We start from the raw sequence: 19,005 nt of genomic DNA, 5'->3' as shown, positions 1-19,005 counted from the left end.
AACTCCGCTTCCTCGCTGGTTTCTGCCTTGCCTGACCTTCGCTCGGCGACTTCTCAAACAAGGCTTAGCCGAGCAGGAGCCAGTGCTCTGCACGAGCGACCTCCATGAATTGTTCGACGTCCGCACCCAGTTCGGGCACGCCGGGGAAGCGTTCGTCGAGCGCGGCGATGATGGCGGCCACGTCACGCTGGCCGTCGATCAGCCCGCCGATGGCGGCGGCGCTGTCGTTGAGCTTGATCATGCCCTCGGGATAGAGCAGCACATGGGCGTCCTGCGCCGGCTCGAACTGGAAGCGGTAGCCGGGACGCCAGCGCGGCACCTGGGTGCGGTCGAAGCTCATAGGTCGATTCCTCGGTGCCAGCGGCGCTCGCTGGTGACGCTGTGATAGGGCGGGCGGTGCAGTTCGTAGGCCATGCTCATGGCGTCGAGCATGCTCCAGAGGATGTCCAGCTTGAACTGCAGGATCTCCAGCATGCGCTGCTGGGATTCCCAGGTGGTGTAGTGCTGCAGAGTGATCTGCAGGCCGTGTTCGACGTCGCGGCGGGCCTGACCCAGGCGGGTACGGAAGTACTCGTAGCCGGCCGGATCGATCCAGGGGTAGTGGGTCGGCCAGGCGTCCAGCCGCGACTGGTGGATCTGCGGCGCGAACAGCTCGGTCAGGGAGCTGCTGGCGGCTTCCTGCCAGGAGGCGCGACGGGCGAAGTTGACGTAGGCATCCACCGCGAAGCGTACCCCGGGCAGCACCAGTTCCTGGGAGAGCACCTGCTCGCGATCCAGGCCGGTGGCCTCGGCCAGGCGCAGCCAGGCCTCGATGCCGCCTTCGCTGCCGGGCTCGCCGTCGTGGTCGAGGATGCGCTGCACCCACTCCCGGCGGATCTCGCGGTCCGGGCAGTTGGCCAGGATGGCGGCGTCCTTGAGCGGTATGTTGACCTGGTAGTAGAAGCGATTGGCTACCCAGCCCTGGATCTGCTCGCGACTGGCGCGACCCTGGTACATGGCCACGTGATAGGGGTGGTGGATATGGTAGAGGTCGCCCTTGGCGCGCAGGGCGGCTTCGAATTCGGCGGGCGTGAGGGCGTTGGGCATGGCGTTCACAACTCGATGGACATCCCGTCCCAGGCGACTTCCACGCCCTGGCGCGCGACGATGGCGCGCTCGGGGGAGTCTTCGTCCAGGATCGGATTGGTGTTGTTGATGTGGATCAGCACCTTGCGCTGGCGCTCGAAGCCGGCCAGCACCTCCAGCATGCCGCCGGGACCGCTCTGCGGCAGGTGGCCCATCTCGGTGCCGGTACGGGTGCCCACGCCGCGACGCTGCATCTCGTCGTCGGTCCAGAGGGTGCCGTCCACCAGCAGGCAATCGGCCTGGCCCATCAGCTCCAGCAGGGCCGCGTCCGGCTGACCGAGGCCCGGGGCATAGAACAGTTTGCCGCCGGTGTGTCTGTCATGGACCAGCAGCCCCAGGTTGTCGCCCGGGTGCGGATCGTGGCGATGGGGCGAATACGGCGGCGCGGCGCTGCGCAGCGGGAAGGGCGTGAATTCCAGGTTCGGGCAGGCCGGGATGGTGAAGCTGCCGCTCAGGGCGATGGGCTGCCAGCTGAGCCCGCCGTTCCAGTGCTGGAGCATGTTGAACAGCGGAAAGCCGGTGGTGAGGTCCTGGTGGACCATGTCGGTGCACCACACCTCATGGGGGCAGCCCTCGCGCAGGCTGAGCAGCCCGGTGGTATGGTCGATCTGGCTGTCCAGCAGGACGATGGCGCGGATACCGGTGTCGCGCAGCGCCCGCGCCGGCTGCAACGGGGCGAAGCTGGCGAGCTGGGCGCGGATGTCGGGCGAGGCGTTGCACAGGATCCAGTTCACCCCGTCGTCGGACAGGGCGATGGAAGACTGGGTGCGGGCCTGGGCCCTGAGGGTGCCCTTGCGGAAGCCGTCGCAATTGGGGCAATTGCAGTTCCACTGGGGAAAGCCGCCGCCGGCGGCGGAGCCGAGAATCTGGATATGCATGGGAAAGGTCGAACCTGAAAAAAGTACGCCCCGGCGGACCGGGGCGTGGGGCGCATCAACGGTTGGCGAAGTACATGGTGACTTCGAAGCCGATGCGCAGGTCAGTGTAGGCAGGCTTGGTCCACATGGGAGGTCTCCTCTTTGACTGCGAAAGCCGGATGGATCCGGTCGCTGAGTTTAACAAATGTTACCTAGCTAAGGGTTTTTGCCGCGACGAATCGCCGGCGGTCCGGCGGACATAACTGTCTTACCGATCCTGCAACAGATTGACCGCCAGCAGCGGCCCACGCTCCCGGGAAAGTGTTGAAAGCTATGACATCCAGCCAGATGGCGTGGCGGCATTGGCCAGGACGAAGCGCGGCGCCTCGGCGGCGGTGAGCTGCTGCCAGGCCTGCTGCAGGGCCTTGTCGTCCAGGGCGGCCAGGGCTGCTTGCAAGGGCGCGAGATCCAGCGCACCGCTGCGCTGGAAGCCCCACCAGAGGCGCTCGGCCAGAGCGGCGCGTTGAGTGGTGGCGGGGCTGAAGTCGCGTACCAGCTGGCGGATGTCTTGCGCCAGCGTCGCGGACTCGGCCTGTATGGCGGCCAGGCTGTCAGCCAAACCGCTCTCGATTTCCGCCAGGATCTCCGCCGCCCGAGCATGGGGCGACTGGACACCGATCAAGAGGCCGCTCTGATCGCCCAGCTGGCGATAGGCGGAAAACACCGCATAGCCCAGTTGCCGCTCGCTACGCAGGCGCTGGAACAGCGGTCCCTGCAGGCGCGCCGCCAGCAGCCGCCAGGCGGCTTCGGTGGTGGGGCGCGCATCGGGTTGCGGACAGAACAGCAGCAACGCTTGCTGGGCGTCGGCGCTGGGTTCGGGGTGCCAGTGGCGACCGGTGAAGCTGTGCGACTCGCCCAGCGGCCCTGCCTGGGGCCGAGGCGGCGGGGTGACGGCGGCCAGGGATGCCTGCGTCGCCTTGGGCAGGCCGCAGGCCAGGGCTTGCCAGCGCGGTCCGCCTTCACTGACGGTTAAAGCCATGCCGTTCGGCAGTCGCTCGGGCAGGACCTTGAGCAACTGGCGGATCAGCATGGGTTCGGGTGGTACCACCGATGCCGGTCCGATGTTATCCAGCTCTGCCACCAGCCTGTCGAGCACCTGCTCCAGCACCGCCGGCAGCGCCGCGGCCCAGCCCTGCAGCCGCAATTCCCAGGGTGCCCCAGGTGGACTCCAACGTAGGCTCACGCCCGCCTCGGCGGCCAGCCGCGGTAACGCGCCCAGCACCTGGGCGTCAGGCGCGACCGGTACCGGCCCCGGCCCCGGCCACCGCCAGCCCAGGAACAGCAGGCCTTCGCGCTGCTGGGGCGCGAGGGCGGGGCTGATTGGCCAGGGTTGCGTAGCCAGAGTACCTGGAGTGCCTGGGTCAGCGAGCAGCGGATTGGGCGGGGGCAGGGCAAAGGTGGTGGCCACGGGGGCCGGCACGCTCGGTGGATTGGCCAAGCCAGCGGCGAAGCCAGTGAGCCGTTCCGGCAGCAGCTGGGCGAGTAGCCGTGGCCAGGCCGCCTGGGCGGCAGCCGAGAGGACCGGTTGTGGCCAGGTGTTTCCCTGCCGATCCAGCCAGAGGCGTTCGCCCAGGCGCCGCACCCGCGCCAGGGCGGGCAGGGTGGCCCATTGGCGTTGGACGCGTTCGGCATGGCCCTGCTGCAAGGCAGCCAGGGGCGTCTGGCGCAGGGCAGCCAGCCAGGTGAACAGGGCGCCGGTCAGATCGTTGGGGCTGGCCTGGGCCCCGGGCGAGAGATCCAGCCGGAACAGGCCCTGGCGTGCCTGGCGATAGGGCCAGGCGAGGCTCAGGCGTTCGGCCAAGCCCGCCTGGCGCAGGGTCACGGGCAGACCGCCGGGATGGTCGCCCAGCAGCAGGGCTTCCAGCAGCTCCACCGCTTCCCAGCTGCCAGGCGGCAGGTCGTCGAGGGCGAATTGCAGGGCCAGCATTGGCGGCGAGGCGCTGCTGGTCTGCCAGTGTTCGCCTGTGGCCGGGAGTGATCGAGGCATTGCGTTGCTGGGTGCAGGACCGGAGGGCAGCAGGGCACCGTGCTCGCGGGCAAGCTCTGCCAGTTCGGCCAGCGATTGCGGCCCGGCCAGCACCAGCAGGGCGTTCTCCGCGCAGTACTGCTGGCGCTGGAAGTCGCGCAGCGCCCTCTGGAAGGCAGGGCTTTGCAGCGGCAGGCTGTATCGGTTGCCGGCATGGAAGCCGGCGGCTGGATGGTCCGTGGGCAATCCGGCTGCCAGGGCCAGGTCGCGGCGGGTATCGGCGCTGCGCGACCAGGCGATGAATTCGGCGTGCAACACCTCGCGCTCGCGGCGCTGGGCGTCCGCTGCCAGCAGCGGTGCGGCGAGCATGTCCAGCAGGCGAGCGAGGCCGGCGGCCAGGTGTTCGGGCGCCAGGGCGAAGAAGAAGTCGGTGGTGGTCTCGCGGGTGCTGGCGTTGAGTTCGCCGCCTAGACGCTGCACCAGCGGCATCAGGCCGTCCGCCGCCGGATAGCGGCGGCTGCCGAGAAAGAACAGGTGTTCGAGAAAGTGCGCCAGCCCCGGATAGGCCCGCGGCGCCTGGTGACTGCCGGCGCCGATGCGCACCAGGGCAGCGGCCTGGGGCAGCTCGGGATCGTGCAGCAGGGCGACGGCCAGGCCGTTGGCCAGGCGCAGGCGGCGGTGGTGGGGCGGGGAGCTGGGCATGGGGGTAGCTTAACCGAGTCGGGTGGACGGGATGGAGCGGGGTTTGCCCTCACCCCAGCCCTCTCCCAGGGGGAGAGGGAGCGTTCGAGGCACGGTCTTGACCCGGTAGCGTGGAGAACAGCGCAGCCTTTTCCGCCGAGCCTTAGGTGCCAGGGGGCTCTTTTCATAGAAAGAAAAACCCAGGCGAAAAAAATCCCGGCCAGGCCGGGATTTCGGGGTGGGGCGAGGGGGGTTCCAACAGGATGTCAAAGTGCTCGAAGCATCCTCGCCCCGGACCCTCTCCCGGAGGAGAGGGGAGTTCGGGCGCGAGCGCCCTTACTTCTTCTCGGGCAGGGCGAAGGCCATCACATAGTCACCCTGCTTGGTACCCAGCGAGCCATGGCCGCCAGCGTAGACCAGCACATACTGGCGACCGTCCTTGCCGGTGTAGGTCATGGGGGTGGTCTGGCCACCGGCCGGCAGGCGGCCTTTCCACAGTTCCTTGCCGTTCTTCACGTCATAGGCGCGCAGGTATTGGTCCAGGGTGCCGCTCAGGAAGGCCACGCCACCGGCGGTGGTGACGGTGCCGCCCAGGCTGGGCACGCCCATGGGCAGGGGCAGCGGAACCGGCGAGTTGTCGCGCACGGTGCCGTTCTTGTGCTTGTAGACCAGCTTGCCGGTGGTCAGGTCGAGACCGGCCACATAGCCCCAGGCAGGTGCCTGGCAGGGCAGGCCCAGGGGCGACAGGAAGGCCGACAGGATCACGCCGTAGGGCGCGCCCTTGTTGGGCTGGATGCCTTCGGTCTCGCTCTTGCGCGCCGGCTGATTGGCGATCTCTTCACGGGGGACCAGCTTGGAGGTGAAGGCCATGTAGCTGGGGTTGAGGAAGGCGATCTGGCGCACCGGATCGACCGAGATACCGCCCCAGTCGAACACGCCGAAGTTACCCGGATAGACGATCGAGCCCTGGGTGGACGGCGGGGTGTAGATGCCCTCGTAGCGGTGCTCGCGGAAGGCGATGCGGCACAGCGCCTGGTCGAAGGGCGTACCGCCCCACATGTCGCTTTCCTTGAGGGTCGGCGCGGCCAGGTTGATCGAGGAGACCGGCTGGGTCGGCGAGGTGCGATCGCCTTCCACCGCGCCTTGGGGCACCGGGGTTTCGGTGATCGGGTAGATGGGTTGACCATTGGTGCGGTCCAGCACATAGATGCTGCCCTGCTTGGTCGAGGCCATCAGTGCGGGTTTCACGCCGCCTGCGGTCTTGATGTCCACCAGGGTCGGCTGACCGCCCACGTCCATGTCCCAGAGGTCATGGTGGGTGAACTGATAGTTCCAGCGCACCTTGCCGGTGGCGATGTCGAGGGCGACCACGCCGGCGCTGTACTTCTCGGACGCCGGGGTACGGTTGCCGCCCCACTGGTCGGGCATCTGGTTGCCCATGGGCAGATAGACCATGCCGACCTTCTCGTCGACCGCCATCATCGACCACATGTTGGGCGAGTTGCGGGTATAGATGCCGTCAGCGGCGATGGGCGCGGTGGCGTCCGGGTTGCCGCTGTCCCAGTTCCACACCAGCTTGCCGGTGTGCACGTCGTAGGCGCGGATCACGCCGGACGGCTCGTCGGTGGAGACGTTGTCGGTGACGTGGCCACCGATGATCACCAGGTTGCGGGTCACCGCCGGCGGCGAGGTGGAGTAGTAGCCGCCGGGCGTGAAGCTGCCCATGTTGGCGGTCAGATCGACCTGGCCGTTATCGCCGAAGTCGCTGCACACCTTGCCGGTGTCGGCGTTGATGGCGATCAGGCGGGTGTCGGCGGTGGGCAGGAACAGGCGCCGCGGGCAACTGCTGGCGGCCGGGGTGCTCTGCTCATCGACCGGGACGGCACTGCCGGTGGCCGGGCTCTGGCCCGCGGTGGTGGTGCCGGCGTAGGTGGCGTCGTCGTGGTAGGCCACGCCGCGGCAGGTCATGTGCGCCCAGCCCTTGAAGCTGTCGGCGTGCTGGGTGCTCAGCTTGGGATCGAAGCGCCAGATTTCCTTGCCGCTGTCGGGGTCCACGGCGATCACCTGGCTGTGCGGCGTGCAGACATAGAGCATGCCGTTGACCTTGAGCGGGGTGTTTTCCGCGGTGGTCTCCTGGGGATCGTTCGGGCCGGGGATGTCGCCGGTACGGAAGGTCCAGACGGGCTCCAGATTCTTCACGTTGTTGACGTCGATCTGCTTGAGCGGCGAGTAGCGATCACCGAAGGCGGTGCGGCCATAGGACGGCCAGTCGCCATCGGCGGCGGTCGGGGCGGCGCTTTCGGTGCCGGCGGTGTCGCGGCCCAGGTCACCGTCCAGACGGTTGTAGTTGACGAACTGGGCGACCAGGGCGACGACCGCCGCGATCACCAGCGAGCCGACCAGTGGCAGGCCGCCGCTACGGCTGTCCAGCGGACGGCGGAACACCGGGATCAGCAGGACCAGGCCAAGGACGAACCAGAGCGCCAGGCGCGGTACCAGTTGCCACCAGTCGAACTGGACTTCCAGTACGGCCCAGGCGGTGGAGACCACCAGGAAGAAGGCATAGACCCAGACCCCGCTGGCCCGCCGGATGCACAGCAGGTAACCGCTCAAGGCGAGCAGCACGCCGCCGCCGAGGTAGTACAGGGAGCCCCCGAGGGTGGCCAGTTTGATGCCCAGCCCCAAGAGGCCCAGGCCCAGGAGCATGAACAGGATGCCGAGTAACCTGGCAGGCAGGCCTCCCGGTCTCGCGTTGGAAGTGACAGTCATGGCAGCGCTCGCAATGCAATCGTGAAAAGAGACTTCGACTCGATCGACGACATCGCAAATCGGAACCGCATGCGGATCTGTCGTCTGCTACGTCTGAACCTGTTGTCTGTCTTATTGTTCCACCCCTTCGCCGGCTTCCTTGGCAGGAGGCTAGAGCGGTCGCGCTGAGGCGAAGCGAGGGATGGATCGGGGGCGTCGTCTGAATCGGGCGGGTAGATAGTAAGCTAAGCATTGATTGATGTCACTTCGCGATGACGGAAGGAAGGGACCCGTGGCGCGCCGTGCCTGCTACCATCGCGAGCCGTTTCCGCGATGCATTCTGCCATGTCCGACGTGCTTGCCCTGGTCCAGGCGACCTTCGACGTCACCGCCCCGGTCTTCGCCCTGGTGCTGCTCGGCTGTGTGCTCAAGCGGCTGAACTGGATCGATACCGCCTTCATCAATACCTCGTCCGCCCTGGTGTTTCGCGCCACCATGCCGACCCTGCTGTTTCTCGGCATCCTCAAGGCCGACCTCGGCGAAGCCCTGCAACCGCTGCTGCTGGGCTACTTCGCCCTGGCCACGGTGGTGAGCTTTCTCGCTGCCTGGGGCTGGGCGATCTGGCGCTGCCCTCATGCCGATCGCGGGGTCTACGTGCAAGGCGCCTTCCGCGGCAACTGCGGTATCGTCGGCCTGGCCCTCGCGGCCACCCAGTACGGCGACTACGGTCTGTCGGTGGGCGGGATCATGGCCGGCATGGTCATCCTCTTCTACAACGTGCTCTCGACCATCGTGCTGGCGCTCTACAGTCCGCAGCTGGAGGCCAACTGGCGCACCCTGCTGCGCAGCATCCTCGGCAACCCGCTGATCATCGGCATCCTGGTGGCGATTCCCTTCGCCTATTTCCAGTGGCAGCTGCCACGCTGGTTGGACACCTCGGCGCGCTATTTCGCCGGGCTCACCCTGCCGCTGGCGCTGATGTGCATCGGCGCCACCCTGTCGCTGGCCTCGCTGCGCGAAAGCAGTGGCCTGGCGGTGGGTGCCAGCTTGTGGAAGATCGTCTGGATTCCGCTGCTGGGCGTGCTGGGCGCCCTGGCGCTGGGCATCCAGGGGCCGGCGCTGGGCATCCTCTTCCTCTACCTGGGCTGCCCGACGGCCGCCTCGAGTTTCGTCATGGCCCGCGCCGCCGGTAGCAATGCCCAGCTGGCGGCCACCATCGTGGTGATCAGTACCCTGGGCGGGATGCTGACCACCAATCTGGGCCTGCTGCTACTGAAAGGATTCAGCCTGCTGTAGGGCGTGCTGGCCGGGCATCGGCGTTGTGAGAGCGTTTATCGGCTGGTGCCAGCTAACAGTCAGATTTTACCGTAATAGTGCGTTCTCGACCGTCCCAGGTCGGTTTGCCCTCCAGATAATTATCGCAATCAGCATGTGCGAGGAGCGCGGCTGCCCTTCCCTAAGCCTTTCGCGTGGTATCCATGAAACGCTCGCTCCAATTCAGCCACAAGATCCTGCTGGCGGCTGCCCTCGTGGTGACCATCGCCCTGGCCGGTTTCGCCAGTTTCAACGCCTATCTGCAGCGCCAGGCCATCACTCAAAGTCTCGAAGCCTCCCTGGGCGAGATCGGCCGCATCACCGCCGGCAACATCGCCTACTGGCTGGATGCGCGGGTCAAGCTGATCGACAGCCAGGCCCAGGCGCTCAGCCGCGACAGCAGCCCGGCCAATGTCGCAGGCCTGCTCGAACAGAAGCTCTACACGAGCAACTTCGATTCCACCTACCTGGGTGAGGTCGACGGCACCTTTACCGACCGCCCCCATACCCCCATGGAGGCCGGCTACGACGCTCGCCAGCGCGACTGGTACAAGGCCGCGGTCAGCGCCGGTGGCCCCATCCTCACCGAGCCCTATCTCACCGCACCGCCGCAGAGCTTCCTGTGCATCACCATCGCCGCGCCGGTCCTGCAGAACGGCAAGCTGATCGGCGTGGTAGCCGGTGACCTGGTGATGGACAGCCTGATGAAGATGATCACCTCGCTGGACGCCGGTGGCCTGGGCGAGGCCTTCCTGGTGGACGGCGACGGCAAGATCCTGGTCAGCAGCCACGCCGACCAGGTGCTGAAATCCCTCAAGGACGTCTTCCCCGAGCAGACCCCGAGCCTGGCCCCGGGCTTCCACCACGTCCTGCAGGGCGGCAGCGAGCGGCTGGTGAGCTTTACCCCGGTCGCGGGCCTGCCCTCGGTCAAGTGGTACCTGGCGCTGTCCATCGACCAGGCCAAGGCCTATGCCCCGGTGACCCAGGCGCGCAACCTGGCCATCGTCGCCACCCTGGTGGCGGTGGTCGCCATCATCCTGCTGCTGGGCCTGCTGATTCGCGTTCTGCTGCGCCCGTTGCACGACCTGACCCGCGCCATGGACGACATCGCCGAAGGCGAGGGTGACCTGACCCGCCGGCTGCCGGTGCAATCCCGCGATGAGTTCGGCGCCCTGGCCGAGGCCTTCAACAAGTTCGTGGCGCGGATCCATACCTCGATCCGCGATGTGGCCCAGACCACCGGCGAGCTGAATCAGAGTACCCGCCGGGTGCTGGAGGCCTCGCAGTCGTCCATGCAACAGTCCGATATCCAGGCCCAGCGCACCACCAGCGTGGCCGCGGCGATCAACGAGCTGGGCGCCGCCGCCCAGGAGATCGCCCGTAACGCCGCCCACGCCTCGGGCGAGGCCAGCACGGCCCGCGCCCAGGGCGAGGAGGGTCGCGAGGTACTCGACGAAGCCCTGCACGCCATGCAGGCGCTGTCGGCCAAGATCGGCACCAGTTGCGAACACATCGAAGCCCTCAACGGCAAGACCGCCAACATCGGCCAGATCCTCGAAGTCATCCGCGGCATCTCCGAGCAGACCAACCTGCTGGCGCTCAACGCCGCCATCGAGGCGGCGCGGGCTGGTGAAGCCGGGCGTGGCTTCGCCGTGGTGGCCGACGAGGTGCGCTCCCTGGCCAGCCGCACCCAGAGCTCGGCGCAGCAGATCCAGCAGATGATCGAAGAGCTGCAGACCGGCTCGCGCGACGCCGTGGCGCTGATGCAGGAAAGCCAGCGGCAGAGCGCCCACAGCATGCAGGTGGCCAAGAGCGCCGGCGAGCGCCTGGGCAGCGTGACCGAGCGCATCGGCGAGATCGACGGTCAGAATCAGTCGGTGGCCACCGCGACCGAGGAACAGACCTCGGTGGTGGAGACCCTGAACATGGACATCAGCGAGATCAACCTGCTGAACCAGCAGGGCGTCGACAACCTTCAGGCCACTCTGGCGGCCTGCACCGCCCTGGAAGCCGAGGCCGGTCGCCTGCAGCGACTGGTGGGCGGCTTCCGGATCTAGAGGGGAAGGTAAAAAGGTATCGCCGCTACGCTCAAGTAGTCTGATTGATACCCGATAACGAGGGCGATAGGCCATGCCTCGCACACGGCATGGCTCCCCCTCGCTACGGACGCAGACCTGTATGAAGCGACACCTGAAATTCAGCCACAAGATCCTCCTGGTCGCGGCGCTGATCATCACCACCGCGCTGGCCGCTTCCGCCGGTTTCAATGCCTATCTGCAACGACAGGCCATCGACCAGAGCCTGAGTGCCAACCTCGCGGAAACCGGCCGGGTCACCGCCGGCAACATCGCCTATTGGCTGGATGCCCGGGTCAAGCTCATCGAAGGCGAGGCCCAGACCCTGGCACGCGACCGCTCGCCCGAGGGGCTGGTGGGCCTGCTGGATCAGAAGATCTATACCGGCAACTTCGATTCCACCTACCTGGGCGAAGTCGACGGCACCTACACCACCCGACCGCTGCGCACCCTGCCGGCCGGCTACGATCCGCGCAAGCGGCCCTGGTACGCGGCCGCCACCGCCGCCGGCACCACGGTGCTGACCCCGCCCTATATCTTCGCCTCTTCCGGCCAACTGGGCGTGACCATCGCCACCCCGCTGCAGCGCGACGGCCAGCTGGCCGGTGTGGTGGCCGGCGACCTCAACCTCTCGGCGCTGGTGGAGATCATCACCTCGCTCAACGTCGGCGGCCTCGGCGAAGCCTTCCTGGTCGACGGCGACGGCAAGATTCTGGTCAGCAGCCATCCCGAGCAGGTGCTCAAGACCCTCAAGGACGTCTTCCCCGAGCAGACGCCGTCCCTGCAGTCGGGCCTGCATGCCGTCACCCAGAATGGCAGCGACCGCCTGGTGAGCTTCACCCCGGTCAATGGCCTGCCCTCGGTCAAGTGGTACCTAGGCCTGTCCATCGACCAGGCCAAGGCCTATGCCCCGGTGACCCAGGCGCGCAACCTGGCCATCGTCGCCACCCTGGTGGCGGTGGTCGCCATCATCCTGCTGCTGGGCCTGCTGATTCGCGTGCTCTTGCGCCCGCTGCACGACCTGACCCGCGCCATGGCGGACATCGCCGAAGGCGAGGGCGATCTGACCCGTCGCCTGCCAGTACAGGCTCGCGACGAATTCGGCGCCCTGGCCGAGGCCTTCAACAAGTTCGTGGCGCGGATCCATACCTCGATCCGCGATGTGGCCCAGACCACTGGCGAGCTGAATCAGAGTACCCGCCGGGTGCTGGAGGCCTCGCAGTCGTCCATGCAACAGTCCGATATCCAGGCCCAGCGCACCACCAGCGTGGCCGCGGCGATCAACGAGTTGGGCGCCGCCGCCCAGGAGATCGCCCGCAACGCCGCCCACGCCTCGGGCGAGGCCAGCACGGCCCGCGCCCAGGGCGAGGAGGGTCGCGAGGTGCTCGACGAAGCCCTGCACGCCATGCAGGCGCTGTCGAGCAAGATCGGCACCAGTTGCGAACACATCGAAGCCCTCAACGGCAAGACCGCCAACATCGGCCAGATCCTCGAAGTCATCCGCGGCATCTCCGAGCAGACCAACCTGCTGGCGCTCAATGCCGCCATCGAGGCGGCGCGGGCCGGTGAGGCCGGGCGTGGCTTCGCCGTGGTGGCCGACGAGGTGCGCTCCCTGGCCAGCCGTACCCAGAGCTCGGCGCAGCAGATCCAGCAGATGATCGAAGAGCTGCAGACCGGCTCGCGCGACGCCGTGGCCCTGATGCAGGAAAGCCAGCGGCAGAGCGCCCACAGCATGCAGGTGGCCAAGAGCGCCGGCGAGCGGCTGGGCAGCGTGACCGAGCGCATCGGCGAGATCGACGGCCAGAATCAGTCCGTCGCAACGGCGACCGAGGAACAGACCTCGGTGGTGGAGACCCTGAACATGGACATCAGCGAGATCAACCTGCTGAACCAGCAGGGCGTCGACAACCTTCAGGCGACCCTGACGGCCTGCACCGCGCTGGAAGCCGAGGCCGGTCGCCTGCAGCGGCTGGTGGGCGGCTTCCGCATCTAGCCCTCGCGGCAACCCTCGAAAGGGAGAGCTGACCTCAGGTTGGCTCTCCCTTTTTGTTGTCCAGCAGGTCAGCAACGCGCGCGTGAACGCCGTGGTCCGCCTGCCATTCGTCAGAAAAAGTAAAACTAATTAGCGCGCGAACTCGCTCTGGTCTGCTGTTTTTAGCGCCTTCGCCGCTGGGGTCCCGCCAGGCCGGCGATCTATGGCATCAAGAAAGTCTTTTTTCCCGCCGATGGGCTAAGCGTTACCGCCAGGTCTGCTAGCGGCCCGCGTCCAGCACGGCGCCGGCCCGGCCTGGCACCGCCTAACCTACGGCGTGGCACCCTTTGCCACCAGGGGCTTCATGTTCAGCAGGCTGTGCAAATCCTCTCGCGTACGCTGGAGTCTCGGCGTCTTTCTGTTCGGCGTCCTGCTGACCAGCCTGACCATGCGCCATCTGACCGAGCGCAACGAGCGACAGGTACAGACGGCCCTCAACGCGGCGGCGACCGACGTGCGCGAGCAGATCGCCGAGCGGCTGCGGGTTTATGAGTACAGCCTGAGCGGCATGCGTGACGTCATCGTGGTGGCCGGCGCGGGGCTGTCGCGGGAACTGCTGGAGCACTACGGTCGTACCCACGACCTGAACCAGGAGTTTCGCGGGGCCCGTGGCATAGGCTTCATCCGCCGGGTTCCCGTCGACGACGAAGAGCGCTTCGTCCACGAAGCGCGCGCCGATGGCTGGCCGGATTTCGCCATTCGCAGTTTCGCGCCCCATGGCGGCGACAGATTCGTCGTCCAGTACGTCGAGCCGGTGGCGCTCAACCAGCGTGCCGTCGGCATGGATGCGGCGTCTGAGCCGGTACGCCGCGAGACGGCGGTGCTGGCCATGCAGCGGGGTAGCATGCACCTGTCGGGGCCTGTGGAGTTACAGGCCTATCAACCGCCCGAGCGCGGCTTGCTGCTGATGCTGCCCATCTACCGTGACGGCCTGCTGCCCAAGGACTCGGCGCGCCGCGAGGCCGCTACCCTCGGCTGGTCCTATGTGCCCCTGAGCATCGAGGAACTGTTCGGCAGCCTGCGCCTGGATATCCCAGGTCTGCTGATCCGCCTGACCGACGTGACCGAGCCGGCGCGGCCCACGCTGTTCTATACCCGCGGCGATACCCGGGAGCCGGTCGCCGAGGGACTCTCGGAAGTGAGCGCCACCCGTGATGTCTATGGGCGGCGCTGGCAGATGGCGTTTACCGCTACCCCGGCCTTCATCGCCGGCCTCAACCTGGTCTCGATACCTCTGGTGCATCTGGTCGGCAAGCTGGTCAGCCTGCTGGCCGCCGGCCTGACCTTCGCGCTGTTCACCACCCGCCAGCGGCGCCGCCAGTACCAGCAGGATCAGGCCAACCTCACCGCGGTGGTGGAAAGCTCCTCCGACGGCATCATCAGCAAGGACCTCCAGGGCGTGGTGCTGAGCTGGAACCACGCCGCGGAAGAGCTGTTCGGCTACCGTGCCAGCGAAGCCGTGGGCCAGCGCCTGCTCGACCTGGTGGTGCCCACGGAGCTTGAGCACGAGGAGTGGTCGGTGCTCGCGCGCATCGGCCGCGGCGAGCCGGTGCCGCACTTCGAGACCCGTCGTCAGCACCGCGACGGTCACCTGATCGACGTCCTCGTCAGCGTCTCGCCCATGCGCGGTCGTGACGGCCGGGTGGTCGGCGCTTCCAAGACGGTGCGCGACATCTCGCTGCAAAAGGCCGCCCAGGCTGAGATCCTGGCCCTCAATGCCCGACTGGAAGAGCAAGTGGCCCAGCGCACCGCCGAACTCAGCCAGACCAATCGCCTGCTCGGCGACGTGCTGCGCGCGGCCTCCGAGGTGGGCATCATCGCCACCGACCGCGCCGGTCGCATCACCCTGTTCAACGAAGGCGCCGAGCGGCTGCTCGGCTATCGCGCCGCCGAGGTGGTGGGACTCTGGCAGGCCAGCGACTTCCATCTGCCGGACGAGCTGGCGACCCGGGGTGCGGCCCTGGAAGCCGAGTACGGCCTGCCGGTCGCCGGTTTCCGGGTGCTGGTGGAGCGCTCCGAGCGCGCCGGTGCCGACGCCCGGGAGTGGACCTTTGTCCGCCGCGACGGCGAACACCGCGACGTCAGCCTGGTGGTGACCACCATGCGCGATGCCGCCGGCCAGATCAGCGGCTACCTGGGCATCGCCTCGGACGTCACCGAACGCAAGGCCGCCGAACAGGAGCTGGCCGCCAGCCTGGCCCTGACCCGGGCGATCCTGGATACCGCGGTCAGTCCCATCGTTACCGTGGACAGCCATGGCCTGGTGCGCTCCTTCAACCCGGCCGGCGAACGCATCTTCGGCTATCGCGCCGACGAGGTGGTCGGCCAACCCATCCGCCGCCTGATCCCCGGCTATCTGGCCGGCTACGAGGCGCTGTTCAGCTGTCCGCAGGAAATCCCCGACGACCAGGCCGGTCCGCAGGGGCAGGAGATGGAAGGCCGTCGCGCGGACGGCAGCGTCTTCCCCATGACCCTGAGCCTGGGGGTGATGTGGACCGACGGCGAGCGCCTGGCGGTGGCCATCATCGCCGACATCACCGAGCAGAGCCGCCAGCGCCAGGCGCTGCTGCAGGCCCGCGACCAGTTGACCATGGCCGCCGACGTCGCCCAGCTGGGCATCTGGTGCTGGCAGCCCGATACCGGCCAGGTGCAGTGTAACGAGCGGATGTTCGAGCTCTACGAATGGACCGAGGCCCAGCGCGCCAACGGCATCACCTACAACGACTGGCGCGACCGTGTGCACGCCGACGACCTGGTCAGCGCCGAAGAGCGCCTGGGCGCCGCCATGGCCGGCCGCGCGGTGTTCGATCCGGTGTTCCGGGTGCGTCGTCAGGACGGCTCGCTGCGGCACATCATCGCCGGTGCCCGCACCGAGCGCGATCCGCGCGGGCGCGTGCTGCGGGTGGTGGGCATCAACCGCGACATCACCGAACAGCTGGAACTGGAGAACCGGTTGCGCGAGGAACGCACCCGCGCCGACCTGGCCAGCCAGGCCAAATCGTCCTTCCTGGCCAACATGAGCCACGAGATCCGCACGCCGATGAATGCCGTGCTGGGCATGCTGCAGTTGCTGCAGCGCACCACGCTGAACGCTCGTCAGGACGACTACCTGACCAAGGCCCAGCAGGCGGCGCGCTCGCTGCTGGGGCTGCTCAACGACGTGCTGGACTATTCCAAGATCGAGGCGGGCAAGCTGCAGCTGGATGTGCACCCCTTCAGCCTGGAGCAGGTGCTGCGCAACCTGGGCGTGGTGCTCTCCGGCAACAGCGGCGAGAAGAACGTCGAGATCAACTATCACCTCGACGCCGGGTTGCCCACCGCCCTGATCGGCGACAGCCTGCGGCTGCAACAGATCCTCATCAACCTGGCCGGCAACGCCCTCAAGTTCACCGAGGCGGGGCAGGTACTGGTCAGCGTGCGCCAGCTGTCCCGCGTGGACGGCCAGCTGCGCCTGGAATTCTCGGTGCGGGACACCGGCATCGGCATCAGCCCGGCCCAGCAGGAGCAGCTGTTCCAGGGCTTCACCCAGGCCGAGGCTTCGATCAGCCGGCGCTTTGGCGGCACCGGGCTGGGCCTGGCCATCTGCAAGCGCCTGGTGGAGCTGATGGATGGCCAGTTGCAGGTGGAAAGCGAATTGGGAGTGGGCAGCCGCTTCTGGTTCGATGCCACCCTGGCGGTGGACAGCCAGGGCGAGGCCCAGCTGGCGCCGGTCCGTCGCCGGGTGCTGCTGGCCGACGACAACATCCTGGTCGGCGAGGTGCTGGTGGAGACCCTGGCGGCCCTTGGCTGGCAGGTGGATCTGGTCACCAGCGGCGCCGCCGCCCTGGCGCAGGTCGCCCAGGCCCAACAGCAGGTGCAGCCCTATGAGGCGGTGCTCATGGACTGGCGCATGCCCGACGGCGATGGCCTGGCCACGGCCCGGCAACTGCGCGAGCACCAGCAGGCCAATCGACCCAAGGTCATCATGCTCACCGGCTTCGGCCGCGACTTCCTCACCGAAACCCAGCAGAGCGCCGACGCTCCCTTCGATGACTACCTGACCAAGCCGGTGACCCCGGCGCAGATCGTCGAGGTGGTGGAGCGCGCCCTGGGCGCCGAGATCCCGGCTGGCGTGCACGCCGCCGCGGTGGTCGACGAAAGTCGTCGCCTGGCCGGGCTGCGCCTGCTGGTGGTGGAAGACAATGCCCTCAACCGTCAGGTGGCCGCCGAGCTGTTGCTGGCCCAGGGCGCCCAGGTGGAGCTGGCGGAGGGCGGGCTGGAAGGCGTCGAGCGGGTGCTCTCCGGCGCGCCGCTGGACGTGGTCATCATGGATATGCAGATGCCTGACATCGATGGTCTGGAAGCCACCCGGCGCATCCGCGCCGACGGTCGCTTCCGCACCCTACCGATCCTGGCAATGACCGCCAATGCCTCCCACACCGACCGCGACGCCTGCCTGGCCGCCGGCATGGACGACCATATCGGCAAGCCCATCGACCTGGAATTGCTGGTCGCCCGCCTGCAGCGCCTGACCGGGCAGGAGGTGAACGCCGCGCCCACGTCCGCGCCGGTCGCCGAGGATCGCCAGGTGGAACCCCTGAGCATCGTCCTGCGTCGCTTCGGTGGCGATGCCCGGCTGTTCGGCTCGCTGCTGGAACGCTTCGCCGAGGACTCCGCCGGTCTGCTGGAATCCCTCGCCCGGGCCTGGCATACCGCCGACAGCGAAGCCGCGATCGCCGTACTACACTCCCTCAAGGGCAGCGCCGGCACCATGGGTGCCCAGCGCCTGGCCGCGCGCGCCGCCGAGGGCGAACGCGCCGGCAAGGCCGGGGCGGGCGTGCCCACGGAGGTGGCGATGGAAGTGGCGACTCTGCGACAGCTGCTCGACGAGGCCCTGGCCGAGTTGCGCGTCGCCCTGGCTGACATCCGGCCGCCGCCGGTGCGTACCGACGCGGACACCGACCCTGACACTGACACCCAGGTCGACTGGCCCGCCCGGCTGGACGAACTCGAACAGCTGCTCAGCCAGGGCAGCCTCGACGCCCTGGACCTGGTCGCCGAGCTGCCGGTGCACTGCCGCGCCGAGGCCCAGGTGCGCTACGACCTCTTGCGCGCCCAGGTCGAGACCCTCGACTTCGCCGCGGCGCTCACCACCCTGCCGGATCTGAAGGAAGCCCTATGACACCGCCGACCGCCGAGGCCGCCGGGCGGCGCAGCAAGCCCAAGTTGCTGATCGTCGACGACCAACCGCTGAACATCCGCATCCTCCACGAACTCTTTCGCCAGGATTGCGAGACCCTGATGGCCACCAGCGGCGCCCAGGCCTTGCAGTTGGCCCTGGCCCAGCAGCCCGACCTGATCCTGCTCGACGTGATGATGCCCCAGCTCGACGGCCACGAGGTCTTGCGCCGGCTGCAGGCCGATCCGGCCACCGCCGCCATCCCGGTGATTTTCGTCACCGGCCAGGAGGGCCCGGACGAAGAGGTGACCGGTCTGGAGCTGGGCGCGGTGGACTTCATCAGCAAGCCGATCAATCCGGTCATCGTCCGCGCCCGGGTGCGCACCCAGCTGACCCTCAAGGCGCAACGTGACGCCCTGCGCAGCATCGCCCTGGTCGATGGCCTCACCGGCGTCGCCAACCGGCGTCAGTTCGACGAGGCGCTGCTTCGCGGCTGGCGCCTGAGCCAGCGAGAAGGCACGCCGTTTTCGCTGATCCTCATGGATATCGATCACTTCAAGGCCTACAACGACCACTATGGCCACCTGGCCGGCGACCAGTGCCTGCGTCAGGTCGCCCAGGCGCTGGGCCAGGGCCTGTTCCGCCCCTACGACCTGCTGGCGCGCTACGGCGGCGAGGAATTCGGCTGCCTGCTGCCGGGCACCGATCTGGAGGGGGCCAGCCAGGTCGCCGAGCGGCTGCTGCAGCAGGTCCGCGACCGACGTCTGACCCACGGCTATTCCTCGGTGACCGGCTACGTCACCCTGAGCCTGGGGGTGGCCACCGCGCTACCGCCGACCGCCGTCGATCCGGCCGCCCTGATCACCGCCGCCGATGCGCAGCTCTATGCGGCCAAGCACCAGGGCCGCGCGCAGGTCTGCGCCGCGGAACTGGCCGGCTAGGAAGGTGGATTGAAAAACGCCCGCCCGGGTAATGCCGGGTAACAGAGG

At 67.9% G+C, this 19,005-nt stretch carries 11 protein-coding genes; 5 read left to right on the top strand and 6 right to left on the bottom strand.

Features of this window, described 5'->3' with window-relative positions; all coding sequences use genetic code 11:
* Positions 1–64 precede the first annotated feature (64 nt).
* From pqqD to FEZ61_RS02825, 6 genes are all read right to left on the bottom strand, one after another.
* Positions 65–340 (bottom strand): pyrroloquinoline quinone biosynthesis peptide chaperone PqqD, encoded by a 276-nt coding sequence (gene pqqD, locus FEZ61_RS02850; RefSeq protein ID WP_017642972.1) that lies wholly within the window; start codon positions 338–340, stop codon positions 65–67.
* The gene (pqqC, locus tag FEZ61_RS02845) at positions 337–1,086 is read right to left on the bottom strand and encodes a pyrroloquinoline-quinone synthase PqqC (protein WP_059316953.1); all 750 of its coding nucleotides are present in this window, start codon (positions 1,084–1,086) and stop codon (positions 337–339) included. Before pqqC ends, pqqD begins: the two co-directional genes overlap by 4 nt.
* Positions 1,087–1,091: 5 nt before the next feature.
* Complete coding sequence (pqqB, locus tag FEZ61_RS02840) at positions 1,092–2,003, bottom strand: pyrroloquinoline quinone biosynthesis protein PqqB (protein ID WP_093257221.1); 912 nt, start codon at positions 2,001–2,003, stop codon at positions 1,092–1,094.
* A gap of 55 nt (positions 2,004–2,058) precedes the next feature.
* Entirely contained in the window at positions 2,059–2,130 is a 72-nt protein-coding gene (gene pqqA, locus FEZ61_RS02835; protein ID WP_003243383.1) for a pyrroloquinoline quinone precursor peptide PqqA, read from the bottom strand.
* A gap of 183 nt (positions 2,131–2,313) precedes the next feature.
* Positions 2,314–4,710 carry a pyrroloquinoline quinone biosynthesis protein PqqF gene (gene pqqF / locus FEZ61_RS02830; protein ID WP_173147125.1) on the bottom strand — a complete coding sequence of 799 codons (2,397 nt, stop codon included), beginning with the start codon at positions 4,708–4,710 and terminating at the stop codon, positions 2,314–2,316.
* A gap of 315 nt (positions 4,711–5,025) precedes the next feature.
* Positions 5,026–7,458 carry a glucose/quinate/shikimate family membrane-bound PQQ-dependent dehydrogenase gene (locus FEZ61_RS02825; RefSeq protein ID WP_173147123.1) on the bottom strand — a complete coding sequence of 811 codons (2,433 nt, stop codon included), beginning with the start codon at positions 7,456–7,458 and terminating at the stop codon, positions 5,026–5,028.
* A 324-nt stretch (positions 7,459–7,782) separates the two neighbouring features.
* Between FEZ61_RS02825 and FEZ61_RS02820 the strand changes: the two genes are divergently transcribed.
* The 5 genes from FEZ61_RS02820 (at position 7,783) to FEZ61_RS02800 (ending at position 18,957) form a co-directional block, all read left to right on the top strand.
* The gene (locus FEZ61_RS02820) at positions 7,783–8,733 is read left to right on the top strand and encodes an AEC family transporter (RefSeq protein ID WP_017642977.1); all 951 of its coding nucleotides are present in this window, start codon (positions 7,783–7,785) and stop codon (positions 8,731–8,733) included.
* A 182-nt stretch (positions 8,734–8,915) separates the two neighbouring features.
* The gene (locus FEZ61_RS02815) at positions 8,916–10,808 is read left to right on the top strand and encodes a methyl-accepting chemotaxis protein (protein ID WP_173147119.1); all 1,893 of its coding nucleotides are present in this window, start codon (positions 8,916–8,918) and stop codon (positions 10,806–10,808) included.
* A gap of 121 nt (positions 10,809–10,929) precedes the next feature.
* Positions 10,930–12,819 (top strand): methyl-accepting chemotaxis protein, encoded by a 1,890-nt coding sequence (locus FEZ61_RS02810; protein ID WP_173147117.1) that lies wholly within the window; start codon positions 10,930–10,932, stop codon positions 12,817–12,819.
* 343 nt (positions 12,820–13,162) lie between these two features.
* Entirely contained in the window at positions 13,163–18,019 is a 4,857-nt protein-coding gene (locus tag FEZ61_RS02805) for a PAS domain S-box protein (protein ID WP_173147115.1), read from the top strand.
* Positions 18,016–18,957, top strand: coding sequence for a diguanylate cyclase (locus FEZ61_RS02800; RefSeq protein ID WP_173147113.1), 942 nt, complete (start codon positions 18,016–18,018; stop codon positions 18,955–18,957). Before FEZ61_RS02805 ends, FEZ61_RS02800 begins: the two co-directional genes overlap by 4 nt.
* The last annotated feature ends 48 nt before the right edge of the window (positions 18,958–19,005 follow it).

This window comes from Pseudomonas sp. MS15a(2019), assembly GCF_013277805.1.
Lineage (GTDB): Bacteria > Pseudomonadota > Gammaproteobacteria > Pseudomonadales > Pseudomonadaceae > Chryseomonas > Chryseomonas benzopyrenica.
This window is presented reverse-complemented; position numbering and strand designations above follow the sequence as displayed.